This window comes from Plantactinospora veratri (assembly GCF_036421995.1).
Lineage (GTDB): Bacteria > Actinomycetota > Actinomycetes > Mycobacteriales > Micromonosporaceae > Plantactinospora > Plantactinospora veratri.
Genome location: NZ_JAZGQL010000022.1, coordinates 1 through 16,283, shown reverse-complemented (window position 1 = coordinate 16,283; position 16,283 = coordinate 1). Strand labels below are relative to the sequence as shown.

14 protein-coding genes are annotated in these 16,283 nt (G+C 71.7%); 6 read left to right on the top strand and 8 right to left on the bottom strand.

What is annotated here, in order from left to right; genetic code table 11:
* Positions 1-241: 241 nt before the first annotated feature.
* From urtE to urtA, 5 genes are read right to left on the bottom strand one after another with little or no spacing between them, the layout of a single operon-like run.
* A complete protein-coding gene (gene urtE / locus V1634_RS25320) occupies positions 242-937 on the bottom strand; it encodes an urea ABC transporter ATP-binding subunit UrtE (protein WP_331210390.1) in 696 nt (231 codons plus the stop codon).
* The gene (gene urtD, locus V1634_RS25315) at positions 937-1,704 is read right to left on the bottom strand and encodes an urea ABC transporter ATP-binding protein UrtD (protein ID WP_331210389.1); all 768 of its coding nucleotides are present in this window, start codon (positions 1,702-1,704) and stop codon (positions 937-939) included. The genes urtE and urtD overlap by 1 nt, the downstream gene beginning before the upstream one ends.
* Positions 1,701-2,966 carry an urea ABC transporter permease subunit UrtC gene (gene urtC / locus V1634_RS25310; RefSeq protein WP_331210388.1) on the bottom strand — a complete coding sequence of 422 codons (1,266 nt, stop codon included), beginning with the start codon at positions 2,964-2,966 and terminating at the stop codon, positions 1,701-1,703. The genes urtD and urtC overlap by 4 nt, the downstream gene beginning before the upstream one ends.
* A complete protein-coding gene (gene urtB / locus V1634_RS25305; protein WP_331210387.1) occupies positions 2,963-3,844 on the bottom strand; it encodes an urea ABC transporter permease subunit UrtB in 882 nt (293 codons plus the stop codon). The genes urtC and urtB overlap by 4 nt, the downstream gene beginning before the upstream one ends.
* Positions 3,845-3,900: 56 nt before the next feature.
* The gene (gene urtA / locus V1634_RS25300) at positions 3,901-5,124 is read right to left on the bottom strand and encodes an urea ABC transporter substrate-binding protein (protein WP_331210386.1); all 1,224 of its coding nucleotides are present in this window, start codon (positions 5,122-5,124) and stop codon (positions 3,901-3,903) included.
* 195 nt (positions 5,125-5,319) lie between these two features.
* Between urtA and V1634_RS25295 the strand changes: the two genes are divergently transcribed.
* From V1634_RS25295 to V1634_RS25280, 4 genes are all read left to right on the top strand, one after another.
* On the top strand, positions 5,320-5,913 hold the full coding sequence (locus tag V1634_RS25295) for a PadR family transcriptional regulator (protein WP_331210385.1): 594 nt from the start codon (positions 5,320-5,322) through the stop codon (positions 5,911-5,913).
* Positions 5,910-6,602: an ABC transporter ATP-binding protein gene (locus V1634_RS25290; protein ID WP_331210384.1), complete on the top strand. Its 693-nt coding sequence runs from the start codon at positions 5,910-5,912 to the stop codon at positions 6,600-6,602. Before V1634_RS25295 ends, V1634_RS25290 begins: the two co-directional genes overlap by 4 nt.
* Positions 6,599-8,941: an ABC transporter permease gene (locus tag V1634_RS25285; protein ID WP_331210383.1), complete on the top strand. Its 2,343-nt coding sequence runs from the start codon at positions 6,599-6,601 to the stop codon at positions 8,939-8,941. Before V1634_RS25290 ends, V1634_RS25285 begins: the two co-directional genes overlap by 4 nt.
* Positions 8,942-9,118: 177 nt before the next feature.
* Entirely contained in the window at positions 9,119-10,807 is a 1,689-nt protein-coding gene (locus V1634_RS25280) for a D-glucuronyl C5-epimerase family protein (RefSeq protein ID WP_331210382.1), read from the top strand.
* 67 nt (positions 10,808-10,874) lie between these two features.
* On the opposite strand, the gene V1634_RS25275 is transcribed toward V1634_RS25280, so the two are convergent.
* From V1634_RS25275 to V1634_RS25265, 3 genes are all read right to left on the bottom strand, one after another.
* Positions 10,875-11,822 (bottom strand): acyl-ACP desaturase, encoded by a 948-nt coding sequence (locus V1634_RS25275; RefSeq protein WP_331210381.1) that lies wholly within the window; start codon positions 11,820-11,822, stop codon positions 10,875-10,877.
* 68 nt (positions 11,823-11,890) lie between these two features.
* Entirely contained in the window at positions 11,891-13,237 is a 1,347-nt protein-coding gene (gene hisS / locus V1634_RS25270) for a histidine--tRNA ligase (RefSeq protein ID WP_331210380.1), read from the bottom strand.
* A 40-nt stretch (positions 13,238-13,277) separates the two neighbouring features.
* Positions 13,278-14,030 carry an MBL fold metallo-hydrolase gene (locus V1634_RS25265; protein WP_331210379.1) on the bottom strand — a complete coding sequence of 251 codons (753 nt, stop codon included), beginning with the start codon at positions 14,028-14,030 and terminating at the stop codon, positions 13,278-13,280.
* Between the two features lie 293 nt (positions 14,031-14,323).
* Here V1634_RS25265 and V1634_RS25260 point away from each other — a divergent pair, with 293 nt between their 5' ends.
* On the top strand, positions 14,324-15,283 hold the full coding sequence (locus V1634_RS25260) for a peptidylprolyl isomerase (protein ID WP_331210378.1): 960 nt from the start codon (positions 14,324-14,326) through the stop codon (positions 15,281-15,283).
* A 64-nt stretch (positions 15,284-15,347) separates the two neighbouring features.
* Entirely contained in the window at positions 15,348-16,175 is an 828-nt protein-coding gene (locus V1634_RS25255; RefSeq protein WP_331210377.1) for a peptidylprolyl isomerase, read from the top strand.
* Positions 16,176-16,283: the final 108 nt, after the last annotated feature.

Genomic DNA, 16,283 nt, shown 5'->3' with positions numbered 1-16,283 from the left:
CGTGGCGGCTCGGCCGGCGCCAGATCCACGTCAGCGCGATCGGATGGCGAGTCGACCGGAAGAAGGGGCTGAGAAGTGACCGGGCGACGCCAGCGCATCGACGATCATTTACAGCATCTTAGTCCGGTCGGCAGGTCGGTCCGGAGCCCGCGAAAGGAGCGGCATGCCCGACACGGGTGGCATGCCGGACACGGGCGGCAGGTCCGGACGACGGACGATCCTGATGGTCCGCCCGCGCCGCCTAGACCGAGAGCAGCGAATGCACCGACGGATCGCGCAGGTCGGTCCGGTCGCCGGACCGGACCACCTCACCGGCGTCCAGGATCACGAACCGGTCGGCGAGCCGCAGTGCCAGGTCCAGGTACTGCTCGACGAGCAGGATGGCGAGCCCGAGTTCGTTGTGCAGCCGCTGGATCGCCTCCTCGATCTCCAGGATGATCGACGGCTGGATGCCCTCGGTCGGCTCGTCCAGCAGCAGCATCTTCGGTCGGCTGACCAGCGCACGGGCGATGGCGAGTTGCTGCTGCTGCCCGCCGGAGAGGAAGCCGGCCCGGCGCCCCCACAGCCCCCGCAGCGCCGGGAACAGGTCGAGGGCCTCGTCCACCGCCCCCCGGCTGGCCTGACCGGCCGCCTCCGCCGCCACCTGGAGGTTCTCCGCGACCGTGAGCTGCGGGAAGGTCTCGTGGCCGGGCGGTACGTAACCGAGTCCCCGGCGTACCCGGTCGTGGGTCCTCAGCCCGGTGATCTCCTCCCCGGCGAAGTGCACCCGGCCGGCCCGGACCGGCAGTACACCCATGATCGCCTTGAGCAGGGTCGTCTTGCCGACCCCGTTGCGCCCCATCACGCAGACCAGGGAGCCGGCCGGCGCCACCAGGTCCACCCCGAAGAGCACCTGCGCCCGGCCGTACGCCACGTCCAGGCCCTGCACGCTCAGCATCACGACGCCCCCTTGACCAGCTCGGCGCTCTCCTTGCGGGTCCGGCCGAGATACACCTCCTGCACCCGGGGATCGGCCTGCACCTGCGCCACCGTCCCCTCGCAGAGCAGCCGGCCCTCGTGCAGCACGGTCACCGTGCTGGCGAACCGGCGCAGGAAGTCCATGTCGTGTTCCACCACGATCACCGTGTGCTCCTTCGCCACCTGCCGGAGCAGTTCGCCGGTCCGGGCCCGCTCGTCCCGGCTCATCCCGGCCACCGGCTCGTCCAGCAGCAGCAGGCTGGGCCGCTGGGCGAGCAGCATGCCGATCTCCAGCCACTGCCGCTGCCCGTGCGAGAGCACCCCGGCCGGCCGGTCTGCCAACCCGGCCAGCCCGGTGGTCTCCAGCGCCGCCGCCACCTGGTCGGCGACGCCCCGGCGACGCCGCAGCAGGGTGCCGAGCGGGCGCCGGAACGTCGCGGCCAGATCCAGGTTCTCCAGCACGGTCAACTGCTCGAAGACCACCGACGTCTGGAAGGTACGGCCGATGCCGAGCCGGACGATCTGGTGCTCCCGCCGCCCCAGCAGCTCCGTACCGGCGAAGCGGACCGAGCCGGAGGCGGGTCTGGTCAGCCCGGTGATCACGTCGATCAGGGTGGTCTTGCCGGCCCCGTTCGGCCCGATCAGGAAACGCAGCTCGCCGGCGCCGACCGTGAAGTCGAGATCGGTGACCGCCCGGAAGCCGGCGAAGAGGACGTTGAGCCCGCGTACCCGCAGCAGCTCGGTCATGCCGGCTCCTCCGCCCGGTTGGCGGCCACCACCGGTACCCCGGCCGGGGAGCGCTCGACCTGTGCGACCGGGACGACGGAGTCGACGGGGTCGACGGGGTCGACGGAGTCGACGGGGCCGAGGCCGTTGGCTGCCGGCGTACCCGAGGGGACCGGAGCCGCGACGGCCCGGGGCGGGCGGCGGCGCTGGTGCCGGACGGCGGCCCGCAGGTCGGCGGCGAGCCCGGCGAGCCCGCGCGGCGCCCAGAGCATCACCACCACGAACATCGCGCCCTGGAGGTAGATCCAGTTGTCCGCCGACTCCTCGCTGAAGACGGTCTTGGCGTAGTTGACCAGCAGGGCCCCGCCGACCGCGCCGGCCAGCGAGAACCGGCCGCCGATCGCCACCCCGATCAGCAGCTCGAGCGAGGCGACGATGCCCAGGTTGGCCGGGCTGAGCAGGCCGACCATCGGCACGAAGAGCGCACCGGCGATCCCGGCCATCCCGGCGGAGACGGCGAACGCGATGGTCTTCACCACCGCCGGCTCGTAGCCGAGGAAGCGCACCCGGTCCTCGCCGTCCCGCACGGCGAGGAGCAGCTGCCCGAAGCGGCTGCGGCTCAGCTGCCAGGCGAGCAGGAACATCGCACCGAGCACACCCACCACGACCAGGTAGAGGATCCGCTTGTCGCCCGGCTGGTAGAGGTCCAGGCCGTAGAACATCTGGAAGTTGGTCAGCCCGTTCGTGCCACCGGTCAACCCCTGCTGGCCGACCAGCAGGATCACGAACGCGGCGGCCAGTGCCTGGGAGAGCACGGCGAAGTAGGCGCCCCGGACCCGCTGCCGGAACACCAGCAGGCCGAGCAGCACCGCGACGGTGACCGGCAGCAGCACCACCATGGCGAGCGCGAAGGCGGGGTTGGCGAAGGGCCGCCAGAGCGCGGGGAGGCTCTCCACCCCGCTCCAGACCATGAAGTCCGGCAGCCCGCCGGGACCGGCCTCGCGCAGTTTCAGGTGCATGCCCATGGCGTAGCCGCCGAGGCCGAAGAAGACGCCCTGGCCGAGGGTGAGCATCCCGCCCCGGCCCCAGGCCAGGCCGATCCCGACCGCCACGATGGCGTAGCAGAGGTACTTGCCGAGCAGGTCCAGCCGGAACGGCGACAGTACCGCCGGAGCGACCACCACCAGCAGCAGGCCGACCGCGACGAAGAGCGCCGGGCCGGTCAGCCGGCGCCGGAGCGGGCCGCCCGCCCGGTCCGGTGCGGCCGCCACCGCCCCGGTCACGACAGTGCCCGGGTGCGGACGACGAACATCCCCTGCGGGCGGAGCTGGAGGAACCCGATGATCACGGCGAACACCACCACCTTGGCGACACTGGCCCCGTTGTCGACCCAGAATTCGACGAAACTGTTCAGGATGCCGAGGGCGAAGGCGGCGATGACCGCGCCCCGGAGTTGTCCGAGGCCGCCGGCGACGACCACCAGGAACGCGTCCACGATGTAGTTGGTGCCCAGGGTCGGCCCGACCGGGCCGATCAGGGTGAGCGCCACCCCGGCGACCCCGGCCAGGCCGGAGCCGATGAAGAAGGTGAGCTGGTCGACCCGTTCGGTGGCCACCCCGCTGACCGCGGCGAGCTGCCGGTTCTGCATCACCGCGCGCATCCGCCGGCCGTGCCGCAGCCGGGTCAGGTAGAGCCAGATCGCCAGCACGCAGCCGACCGCGAGCACCATGATGAAGACCCGGTTGTACGGCAGGCGTACGCCGCCGAGGTCGAGGCCGCCGGTGAGCCAGCCCGGTGCGCGTACCTGCACGTTCGGCGCGCCGAAGATGTCCCGGGCGACCTGTTGCAGGACGAGGCTGATCCCCCAGGTGAGCAGCAGGGTGTCCAGCGGTCTGCCGTAGAAGTGCCGGATCGCCAGCCGTTCCAGGATCAGCCCCAGCACCCCGGCGACGGCGAACGCCAGCGGCAGGGCGACCAGCACCGACTGGGTACCGACCAGCGGTTGCAGCAGGTACGCGGTGTAGGCGCCGGCCATGATGAACTCGCCGTGGGCCATGTTGATCACGCCCATCTGGCCGAACGTGAAGGTCAGACCGAGGGCGATCAGGAGCAGCACCGCTCCGATGCTCGCCCCGATCACCAGTTGGTTGAGTGTCGCCATGGCGCCGGCGCCTCCGTCCCGGTTCGCAGCCGTCAGTCGCAGGATCTGTCCGGTGTTCAGGAGAGGCCGGCGGCCCAGGGGTACCCCTTCAGGTAGGGGTCGGGCTTGATCGGCTTACCGGAGTTCCAGACCTCCCTGATCTGGCCGTCCGGCTGGACCAGCCCGATCCGGGCGGTCTTGAAGACGTGCTGGTTCTCGCCGTCGATGGTGACGGTCCCCTCGGGGGTTTCCAGGGTGATCCCGGCGGACGCCTTCTTCACCGCCTCGACCTGCACGCTGCCGGCCTTCTTGACGGCCTCGGCCCAGAGGTGGACGGCGTTGTAGCCGGCCTCCATCGGGTCGGAGGTGACCTTGGCGGCGCCGTACTTGGCCTTGAACGCCCGTACGAAGGTCTCGTTCCGGGCCCCGGCCGTGGTCTGGTAGTAGTTCCAGGCCACCAGGTGTCCGGCGACGTTCTCCGGGCCGATGCCGACGACCTCCTCCTCGGCGACGCTGACCGAGACGGTCGGCATCGCCTCGGCGGTGATGCCGCTGCTGCGCAGTTGCTTGAAGAAGGCGACGTTGCTGTCCCCGTTCAGGGTGTTGAAGACCGCGTCCGGCTTGGCCTGCTGGAGCTTGTTCACCACGGTGCTGTATTCGGTGTGCCCGAGCGGCGTGTACTCCTCGCCGAGCACGGTCATCCCGTTCGCCGCCGCGTACGCCTTGATGATCTTGTTTGCGGTACGCGGGAAGACGTAGTCGCTGCCGACCAGGAAGACGGTCTTCTTGCCCTGCTCCCTGAGGTAGTCCAGGCCGGGCACGATCTGCTGGTTGGTGGTCGCCCCGGTGTAGAAGATGTACGGCGAACTCTCCAGCCCCTCGTACTGGACCGGATACCAGAGCAGCGCCTTGTTGCGCTCGAAGACCGGCAGCATCGCCTTGCGGCTGGCCGAGGTCCAGCCGCCGAAGACGGTGGCGACCCGGTCTGCGGAGATCAGCTTCTGCGCCTTCTCGGCGAAGGTGGGCCAGTCCGAGGCACCGTCCTCGACGACGGGTTCGAGCTTCTTGCCGAGCAACCCACCGGCGGCGTTGATCTCTTCGATGGCGAGCAGTTCGGCATCCCGTACGGTCACCTCGCTGATCGCCATGGTGCCGCTCAACGAGTGCAGGATGCCGACCTTGATGGTGCTTCCACTGCCAGCACCCGACGCCGTCGTCGGATCTGCGGCACATCCGCCCGCGCCCAGCAACACCGCCGCCGCGACCAGCATGACCAGCCGGTTCCGCACGCCTCGTGGCATCCGCCTCTCCCCTTTCGCCGCAGGACTGCTGCGTAGTGCCACGAACCGTAGGAATGCTGGATTTCATGAATCTGAGTGCATCGATGTCTGTCGTGTTAACGAACCCTCACAACGCAAATCGATCATCGGAGTCACGCAGACGGTACGCACCCCGGCTATACATCCGGTGTATACCCGTGGTGTAGAGTCCCCCGCATGTCGATCGGACAGACTTTCCTGGGCCTCCTGGAGGCCAGCCCACGGCACGGCTACGAGCTGAAACGGGTCTACGACGAACGCTTCGGCCAGGGCCGCCCGCTGCACTACGGGCAGGTCTACTCGACGCTGGCCCGGCTGCTGAAAAGCGGTCTGGTCACCGTCGACGGAGTGGAGCCCGGCGCCGGCCCGGAGCGCAAGCGCTACGCCATCACCGCGGCCGGGGTCACGGACGTGCAGCACTGGCTGGCCCGACCGGAGAAACCCGACACCTACCTACAGAACACCCTCTACGCCAAGGTCGTGCTCGGGCTGCTCACCGGCCGGGACGCCGCCGACATCCTGGACGTGCAGCGTGCCGAGCACCTGCGGCTGATGCGTACCCTCACCCGGCGCAAGGCCGACGGCGACCTCGCCGACCAGCTCATCTGCGACTTCGCGCTCTTCCACCTGGAGGCCGACCTGCGGTGGCTGGAGCTGACCGCCGCCCGCCTCGACCAGCTCGCCGCCACCCTCTCCGCCGACCCGCCCGCCGCACGCTCCGGTTCGGCGCAGCGGGACGGCGACCCGACCGGATCCGAGGTGCCGGCATGACCGCCGAGGAACAGCCGCTGCTCGCCGCGGTCGCGCTGCACAAGACGTACGGGACGACCCCGGCGCTGGACGGGGCCAGCCTGGCGATCCGGGCCGGCGAGGTGGTGGCCGTGATGGGTCCCTCCGGCTCCGGCAAGTCCACCCTGCTGCACTGCCTGGCCGGGATCGTCCGGCCGGACGCCGGTGCGGTGCGCTACCGCGACCGGGAACTCTCCGCCATGTCGGATGCCGAGCGCAGCGCGCTGCGCCGCACCGAGTTCGGCTTCGTGTTCCAGTTCGGCCAACTGGTGCCCGAACTGAGCTGCCTGGAGAACGTCGCGCTGCCGCTGCGGCTGGCCGGGGTACGCCGCCGCGAGGCCGAGCGCCGGGCGGCGCAGTGGCTGGACCGGCTGGAGGTCACCGACGTGGCCGGACAGCGTCCCGGCGAGGTCTCCGGCGGGCAGGGGCAGCGGGTCGCGGTGGCCCGGGCCCTGGTCAGCGCGCCCCGGGTCGTCTTCGCCGACGAGCCGACCGGTGCGCTGGACTCGCTCAACGGCGAGCAGGTGATGCGGCTGCTCACCGGGGCGGCCCGGGAGGCCGGCGCCGCCGTCGTACTGGTCACGCACGAGCCACGGGTCGCCGCGTACGCCGACCGGGAGGTCGTGGTGCGCGACGGGCGTACCCGTGAAACCGTGCTGGCGGACCGATGAGCCGGCACCGCGCCACCGGGTGGGCGGCGGACCTCGCCCTCGGCGCCCGGCTGGTCTTCGCCGGTGGCCGCAACGGGCTGCTGCGCACCCTGATGACCGCCGTCGGGGTGGGCCTCGGGGTGGCCCTGCTGCTGACCAGCACCTCCGTCTCCACCATGCTCGACGGGCGGTCGGAGCGGAACGCCGCCCGCGACGACCAGTTCTTCGGCTCCGCGCAGCCGGCACCCGGCGACCGGACCCTGCTCGTCACGGCGGCCGACACCGTCTACCGGGACCAGGTGATCCGGGGCCGCCTGCTCCAGCCCGACGGCGCGCATCCGCCGGTCCCCCCGGGGCTGGCCCGGCTCCCCGGCCCCGGCGAGCTGGTCGTCTCCCCCGCACTGGCCCGGCTGCTCGACTCGCCCGACGGGGCACTGCTCCGGCCCCGGCTGGACCACCCCGTCGTCGGCACCATCGCCGACCGGGGTCTCTCCGGGCCCAACGAGTACGCCTACTACCTCGGCACCGACCAGCTCCGGCCGGGCGGCGCCACGATGCGGATCGACCACTTCGGTTCCGAGTCGAGCAGCGAGGGGCTCGACCCCGTGCTGATGCTGCTCGTCCTGATCATCTTCGTGGTGCTGCTGCTGCCGATCGCGGTCTTCATCGCCGCCGCCGTACGCTTCGGCGGCGAGGCCCGGGACCGGCGACTCGCCGCGCTCCGGCTGGTCGGCGCGGACGCGGTGACGACCCGCCGGGTCGCGGCCGGGGAGGCGCTGGTCGGCGCGCTCTTCGGGCTGCTGGCCGGTGCGGTCTTCTTCCTGCTCGGCCGGCAACTCGTCGAACAGGTCACCCTGGAGGGGATCAGCGTCTTCGCCGGGGACGTCCGGCCGAGCCCGGCGCTGGCCGTCCTGATCGTACTGGCGGTGCCGGCCGTCGCCGTCGCGGTCGCTCAACTCGCGCTGCGCCGGATCGTCGTCGAACCGCTCGGCGTGGTACGCCGGTCCGCCAGTCGCCGACGCCGGCTCTGGTGGCGGCTGACCGTGCCGATCGTCGGTGCCGCGCTGCTCGCCCCGCTGCACGGCGGGATCGACCAGACCGGTGGCCCGGTCAACCAGGTCCAGGTGATCACCGGAGTCGCCCTGCTGCTGATCGGGGTCGCCGCGCTGCTGCCCTGGCTGGTCGAGTCCGTGGTCGGCCGGCTGCGCGGCGGCAGCGTCTCGTGGCAGCTCGCCATCCGCCGGCTGCAACTCGACAGCGAGTCCTCGGCCCGGATGGTGAGCGGTGTCGCGGTCGCGGTGGCCGGCGGGATCGCCCTGCAGATGCTCTTCGCCGGGGTTCAGCACGAATACGTCCGGGCCACCGGCCACGACGTCAGCCGGGCCCAGACGATGGTGGTGATCCAGGACGGCTCCGCCGGGGTCGACCCCGACTCGCTGGCCGAGCGGTTCCGGACCATACCCGGGGTCGACGCGGCGGTCAGCGTCCTCGACACCACCGTGTCGCCGGTCGGTTGGGCGCCCGACGAGTACGGCGAGCGGCCGGCGACCCTGCTGCGGATCGCGGACTGCGCGGCGCTGCGCGAACTCGCCGACCCGGGGCGCTGCGTGGACGGTGACGTCTTCCGGATCGTCGACGAACGGCCGCTGGAGGAGGCGAACATCCCGACACCCGGCCGGGAGTTGGAGATCGGCTTCCGTGACCCGGCGACGACCACCCGGTGGACCGTCCCGACCGGTCTGCGGACCGTACCCGGCCGGACCGACCCGGCCGGCAACCAGTTCACCGGCCTGCTCGTCACCCCCGGCGCACTCGACCCGGGCACGCTGCGCGGGCTCGGCGCCAGGGTCTACCTCAGCATGGACCTGGGCCGGCCCGACACCATCGAACTGGTCCGCAACGCGGCGGCCGGGTTCGGGCCGGCGGCGCAGGTGCAGACGCTGCGGGCCACCGAGGAGGTCGGCCGGTTCGCCCAGCTCCGCCGCGGACTCTACGTCGGGGTGGTGGCCACGCTGCTGCTGCTCGGGGCCAGCCTGCTGGTCGGCATCCTGGAGCAGTTGCGGGAACGGCGGCGCGCGCTGGCCGTACTGGTGGCGTTCGGCACCCGGCGCAGCACCCTGAGCACCTCGGTGCTCTGGCAGACCGCCGTACCGGTGCTGCTCGGGCTCGCCCTGGCGATCGGGCTCGGTACGGCGCTCGGCAGCATCCTGCTGGTCCTGGTCGGCCAGCCCGTACGCCTCGACTGGCCCAGCATCGCCAGCATGTCCGGGCTCGCCGGGGCCGTCGTCCTGCTGGTGACCGCGCTCAGCCTGCCCGCCCTGTGGCGGCTGCTCCGCCCGGCCGGTCTGCGCACGGAGTGAGCCGTCGCCCCGGCCCCCGGTGGACCGATCGACCGTCGTCGGGTTCGCCCACCTGGGGCGGGGGACGACCCCCGTCGGGCGGTCCAGAAAGGAGATCGCGTTTTTCGGCCCGACCGCTCTTGCCCCGGTCTGCTAGACAGGTGACCCAGTCGGGTGCACATTTCGAGCGGAGTGGATATGAGCGATCGCATTCCAAGAGCGGAGAACCCCCGATCTGGGCGGTGGTCACGTCGGGGCGTCCTCGGCGCCGGGCTGGCGGTCGGCGGCGCCGCCCTGCTCGGCGATCCGGCCTGGGCCCGACCGGTCGGGGTGCCGGGCGGGCAGCCGCCGGCACCCGGCAAGGAACGGCTCCGCCCGGGGGCGGCCTTCCTGGGTTCACCCGGCCCGCTCATCGACCCGGCGCGGGAGATCTCGCCACCGCTGAATCCCGAGGCCCTCTGGGACGTGCCCCGACTCTCCGCCGCGGACGCCCGGCGGCTCGCCCCCTCCACCGAGTCCACCGCCGGCGTCGCGTCGCTCTCCTCGTCGAGTTCCGTGCCCGGAGTGCCGTTCGACTTCCAGTACCACCCGTTCGAGATCCGCGACCTCCCCGACGAGATCCGGCCGTACTACCTGCGGCTCGCGGTGCCGCTGGAGGACACCGAGCCGCACGACTCGACCGGGGTCCGGATGTCCATCCGCAATGGACAGATGTACGACCACCCGGTGGCCCAGGCGCAGTACGGGCTGGCGCTGATCGAGGCGCACCGGATCACCGGCAACGCCGAATACCTGGAACGGGCGAAGAAGCAGGCCCAGCGTCTGGTCGACCGGCGGGTGGAGCACGGCGGCGGGTGGTTCTTCCCGTACCCGTTCGAGTTCGTCCTGCACGGCACCAACGAGCGCTACGCCCCACCGTGGTATTCGATGATGGCCCAGGGGCAGGCGCTCAGCCTCTTCTGCCGGCTCTACAAGCTCACCGGGGCCGGCATCTGGCTGGCCGCCCTCAACGGCGCCTTCGCCTCCTACCTGGTCACGCCGGTCGCGGGCCGGCCCTGGGGCGTCTACGTGGTGGACGGCCGGCTCTGGCTGGAGGAGTACGCGCACCCGCAGCGGATCTCCGGCGACCTCACCTACAACGGGCACAACTTCTCGCTCTTCGGCCTCTGGGACTTCTTCGTGCTGACCGGGGACGAGCGGGCGAAGGTGCTGTTGCAGGGCGCGCTGACCACCATGCGCGACGTCTACGCCGACATCCGGAACCGGCACTGGCGCAGCAAGTACTGCCTGCGGCACGGCTCGGACGCCAACACCTACCACACCATCCACATGACCCAGCACATCTGCTGCTACGCGATCACCGGCGACACGATCTTCGCGCAGATCGCCGAGCTCTACTACACCGACTTCCCGCCGCACGGCGTCGCCGGCCCGGTCACCTTCCAGCCCGGCCAGCACACCGGCTACCGGTTCGACAGCGCCGGTGCGGTGACCGCGAGCAAGACGATCACCCTGAGCCGGCGCAGCAGCGCGCCGTCCGCCGCCCGGCTGAAGATCCTCCGCCAGGAGGGGATCTGGTACGAGATCACCGCCGGCTCGCTGGCCGGCTACTACCTGGAGGAGCTGCGGCAGCACTCGTACATGACCGGCGAGGCCGCTCCGATGGGCTACCGGATCCTGCGCCCGGCGACGGTGGCGCAGGCACCGCTGACCCTCTACACCATCACCTCGGGCGACTCGATGTCCTCGGTGGTCAGCGACTACCAGTTGAACGATCCGATCAACCTGGACCGCCGGACAGTGGTCAACGGGGTGGCACACGTCCGGCTCGGCGACGGCGACCACGCCGGCTGGTTCGCCGGTTACACCGCCGTGAACCGGATCTGAGCACCCGGCCCGGTCCCGGGACGGATGCTCCCGGGACCGGGCCGCCCCCTCCCCCGGTGTTGGTGTGTCAGGCCCTGGCCAGCCGGGCCAGCCGGGCGTCCCGCTTCTCCTCGAAGCGGGCCGCCGCCCGGTCCAGCCCGTCGAGCTGCGCCGCCAACTCTTCGCGGGCGGCCTCGCCGTCGGCGTCCAGGCCCGTCACGTTCCAGACGTCCCACTGCCGAAGCACCGGCAGGAGTACGTCGTCGCGGTGCTGGCGCAGGTCGTAGATGCCGGCCAGGGCCATCGCCACCGACTTGCGGGCGAAGCCCTCGATGCCGCTGCCGGGCATCTGGAAGTCGGCCACCACGTCGGCGACCGCCCGCATCGCCTGGCTCGGCGCCAGTTCGAAGGCGGCGCCGAGCAGGTTGCGGTAGAAGACCATGTGCAGGTTCTCGTCGGCGGCGATCCGGGCGAGCAACTGCTCGCAGCGCGGGTCGCCGGTGACCCGGCCGGTGTTGCGGTGCGAGATCCGGGTGGCGAGTTCCTGGAACGAGACGTACGCCAGCGAGTGCAGTACCTCGTCGTCGTGCGGGTTGTCGTAGCCGGCGGACATGTGGGTCATCCGGGCCCGCTCCAGCGCCACCGGGTCGACCGCCCGGGTCACGGTCAGGTAGTCGCGGATCGCCGTGCCGTGCCGTCCCTCCTCGGCGGTCCACCGGTGCACCCAGGTCCCCCAGGCGCCGTCCCGGCCGAAGAGGGTCGCGATCTGGTGGTGGTACGACGGCAGGTTGTCCTCGGTCAGCAGGTTGACCACCAGCGCGGTCCGGGCCACCTCGGGGACGATGCTGTCCTCGGGCGTCCACGCCTCGCCGTCGAGGATCCCGTCGAAGGTCCGTCCCTCGCCCCACGGCACGTACTCGTGCGGAAACCACTCCTTGGCGACCCGGAGGTGCCGGTCGAGATTGGCCGCGACGACCGGCTCCAACTCGATCAACAGAGCGGTCTGGCGCAGCGGTGCGGTGGGGGTGACGGTCACGGGCTCTCCCTACGCTGGCGTAAGTTACGTTAGCGTAGGTTACGGCCGTCACCCCCGGTGATGCAAGATCAGCCCACCGTCGGCCAGAGGTCCGCCGCCGGCGGCTGCCAGACCTCCGGCGCCGCCGCCACCTGGTCACCGGAGCGGATGTCCTTCACCTCGTCGTCGGTCCCGTCCGCACCCGGGAACCAGACGTACGGGATGCCGCGCCGCTCGGCGTACCGGATCTGCTTGCCGAACTTCGCCGCCGACGGCGACACCTCGGTCGGGATGCCCCGGCGGCGCAGCGCGTCGGCGATCCGGTTGCTCTCCGGCCGGCGCTCCTCTGCGGCCAGCGCCACCAGCACGCAGGTCGGCACGCTGCGGGAGATCGTCAGCGCCTCCGCGCCGAAGAGCAGCCCGAGCAGCCGGGTGACCCCGATCGAGATGCCCACCCCCGGGAAGCGGGCGTTGGCGTCGCTGGCCAGGTTGTCGTACCGGCCGCCGGAGCTGACCGACCCGAACCGCTCGTACCCGCGCAGCTGGGTCTCGTAGACCGTACCCGTGTAGTAGTCCAGACCCCGGGCGATGCGCAGGTCGGCGACGCAGAGCCCGGGGGCGTGCGCCACCGCGTTCTCCATCACCGCGACCAGTTCGGTCAGCCCCTCGTCCAGCAGCGGGTCGGTCACCCCGAGCCCGCGCACCGCGTCGGCGAAGGACGGATCCGGGGTGGCGATCTCGGTCAGCGCCAGGCACGCCTTGGCCTGCGCCTCGGTCGCCCCGGCGGTCTCGGCCAGCAGCGCCGCCACCCGGTCCGGCCCGATCCGGTCCAGCCGGTCCACCGCGCGCAGCGCCGCCAGCGGATCGGCCAGCCCGAGCCCCCGGTAGAAACCCTCGAGGATCTTGCGGTTGTTGACCTGGACCCGGATCGGCAGCCCGCCGTCGGAGTTGCCCAGCGGCAGGCCGCCGAGCGCGTCACCGAGCACCAGTGGGATCTCGGCCTCGTGGTGCGGCGGCAGCGTGTCCCGGTCCACGATGTCGATGTCGGCCTGGAGGAACTCGCGGTAGCGCCCCTCCTGCGGGCGCTCGCCCCGCCAGACCTTCTGGATCTGGTAGCGCCGGAACGGGAACTGGAGCCGGCCGGCGTTCTCCAGCACGTACCGGGCGAACGGCACGGTCAGGTCGAAGTGCAGCCCCAGGGTGCCCTCGCCGGTGCTCGCCGGCCCCTCCTCCTGGAGGCGGCTGATCAGGTAGACCTCCTTGGAGGTCTCACCCTTGCGCAGGAGCTGCTCCAGCGGCTCGACGGCGCGGGTCTCCAGCGGCGCGAAGCCGTACAGCTCGAAGGTGCGGCGGATCCGGTCGAGCACGTACTGCTCGATCATCCGCTGCGGCGGCGCCCACTCCGGGAAGCCGGAGATCGGTGTTGGCTTGCTCATGATGCTCCTGTCGAATCTCGCGCAGCCGCGCGAGCGGGGATTACCAGCCCCGGGTGGGCCCGACCCGCGGCCCGTCGAGGTCGGCGACCTCGATCAGGTACGGGTTGCTGGCCCGCTCGCGGCCGATGCTGGTCGCGGGGCCGTGGCCGGGCAGCACGACGGTGTCGTCGGCGAGCGGGAGGATCTTCTCCCGCAGGCTGCGTACCATCGTCGACGAGCTGCCACCCGGCAGGTCGGTGCGGCCGATCGACCCGGCGAAGAGCACGTCGCCCGCCAGGCAGATCTGCTCCGCCGCCCAGTCCACACCGGGTGGAAGGGGCAGGTCGGACCGGACGGCCGGGCCCGTGCCCGGCAGCCGGAACAGCACCGACCCGCCGGTATGGCCCGGTGCGTGGTCGACGGTGATCTCCAGCCCGGCCAGTGCCAGGGTCGCCCCGTCGGTCAGTTCGGCCACGTCCTCCGGCTCGGTGTACGGCAGCCGCCCGCCGAAGAGCCGGGTCAGGTCCATCGAGAGCCCCTTGGCCGGGTCGGCGAGCAGCTCGCGGTCGCCCGGGTGCACGTACGCCGGGATGCCCCGGGCGCCGCAGACCGGCGCGACCGAGAAGGTGTGGTCGAGATGGCCGTGGGTGAGCAGCACGGCGGCCGGCCGCAGTCGATGCTCGGCCAGCAGATCGTCGAGCCGGTCCAGCACCCCGATACCGGGGTCGACGACGACACACTGTTCCCCGGGCGCGGTGGCCACCACGTAGCAGTTGGTGCCGAATGCGTCCGCGGGGAAGCCGGCGACGAGCACGTCCGCTCCTCCCATCCGACGGTTGGCTCGACCCCACCATATCGGGCGGTCCGTGCGACCGACCGCCCGTATACACCTGCCCCGGGAGGCATCTGGGGACGCAGTGATAATCTCCGATGGTTTCGGAGTGACCTCGTACAACACTTTCCCAGCCGTTACCCGTACACTCTGGCGGGCGTGTGGCGTGGCGCACTTGACGCCGGGGCGGCGGATCGTGCCGTTGGCCAGGACGACCGTCGGCGCGGCGACCAGAGTTGAGACGACGACCAGGGCACATGGAAAGGGGAGCTCGGGTGGCTTCCAGCAGGGACCGGCAGCGCAAACTCGCGCGGGCGAAGCTCGACCGGCAGATGGCCCGGCGGGCGGCCACTGTCCGGCGCAAGCGGCAGATCCGCGCCGGGATCGGCTCCGCCCTCGCGCTGCTGCTGATCGTGCTGGGCTCGTTCTGGGCGCTCGGCGGCTTCGACCGCGAGTCGGCCGACGACACCGCCGCCGAGACGTGCGCCTGGACCAGCCAGGACGCCCAGGCGAACACGAACCTCAAGGACGTCGGCACCCCGCCCACCCGGGACCTGCCCACCACCGGCACCCGGCCGATGACGATCACCACGAACCAGGGCGCTCCGGTCACCGTCGAGCTGGACCTGGCGAACGCCCCCTGCGCGGCGGCCAGCTTCACCCACCTGGCCGGGAAGTCGTTCTTCGACAACACCAAGTGCCACGAGCTGACCAGCGAGGGGGCGCTGCGCTGCGGCGACCCGAGCGGCACCGGCCAGGGCGGCCCGACCTACACGTTCTTCAGCGAGAACACCCCGGACGCCCCGGCGGCGAGCCCGTCCGCCAGCGCCAGCCCGTCCGCCGACCCGTCGGCCAGCGCCAGCCCGTCGGCCAGCCCGGCGGCGACCACTCCGGCCGCGCCGCTCTACCCGGTGGGCACTGTCGCCATGATCGGCAACCCGCCGGGCGCCAACGGCAGCCAGTTCCTGATCTTCTTCAAGGACTTCAGCCCGACCCAGCCCAGCTACCCGATCGTCGGCCGGGTGACCAGCGGACTCGACGTGATCAAAAAGATCGGCGCCATGGAAACCGTGGACAATGGTTCTGGCGTCAAAATCAAGCCGAAGACCGACGTGGTGATCCAGAGCCTCACCGTTGGTGAGCCGGCGTCGGCCGACCCGACGGCCGTGCCGTCGGCGGCGACCCTGACGCCGACGGTGCCGTCGGCCAGCCCGACGGTTGCCGGACAGTCCTGAGAACCGCAGAGACCAGCACAGCCGCGGACCCGGCCGCGCTGCACATAGTCCAGGAGGAGCCACCGTGACGTCCACCAGAGAGCGGCAGCGCGCCGCGGCGCGGGCCAAGCTGGAACGGGAGATGGCCGAGCGCGCCGCCGCCGCCCGCAAGCGCCGGCAAGTGCAGGCCAGCATCGGCGCCGGAGTAGCGTTGCTGCTGGTGGTCGCGGGTACGGTGTGGCTGGTGATGAGTGTCGGTGACGACAAGGACGGCTCGACCCAGGCGGGCACGGCCACCTGCGCCTGGACCGACATCCCGGCCGAGCAGCGCAACGCGGCGACCAAGGACGTCGGGCTGCCGCCGACCTCGGTGAAGAACACCGGCAGCCAGGTGATGACGATCGACACCAACCTCGGGCCGATCACCGCCAAGCTCAACCTCGCCAACGTGCCCTGCACCGCCGCCAGCTTCACGCACCTCGCCGAGAAGAAGTTCTTCGACAACACCAAGTGCCACCGGCTGGTCACCCAGGGCCTCCAGGTGCTCCAGTGCGGCGACCCGAGCGTCACCGGCGACAAGTGGAAGGAAACCGACGGCACGGGCGGGCCGGCCTACCGGTTCGCCGAGGAGAACCTGCCGACGGACAAGCGGCCGCCGTACCCGGCCGGGGTGATCGCGATGGCCAACTCGGGGCAGCCCGGCAGCACCGGCAGCCAGTTCTTCATCGTGTACGGCGACTCGCAGCTCCCCGCCCAGTACACCGTGCTCGGCACCGTCACCAGCGGCCTGGACCTGGTCGCCCAGGTCGGCGCGGCCGGCGACGACGGCGCCTTCGCCCAGCAGGCCGGTGGCGGCCACCCGAAGAAGCAAGTTCTGATCAAGTCGCTGACCATGGCTGCCCCGGTCGGCTGAGACTCCGACCGCAGTCGACAACGGCGCGGGGGGCCCCCCCCCCGGGGGGGGGGGGGGCGGGGGGGGGGCCCCCCCCCCCGGGGGGGCCCCGGCGCTGGGGCCGCCCCC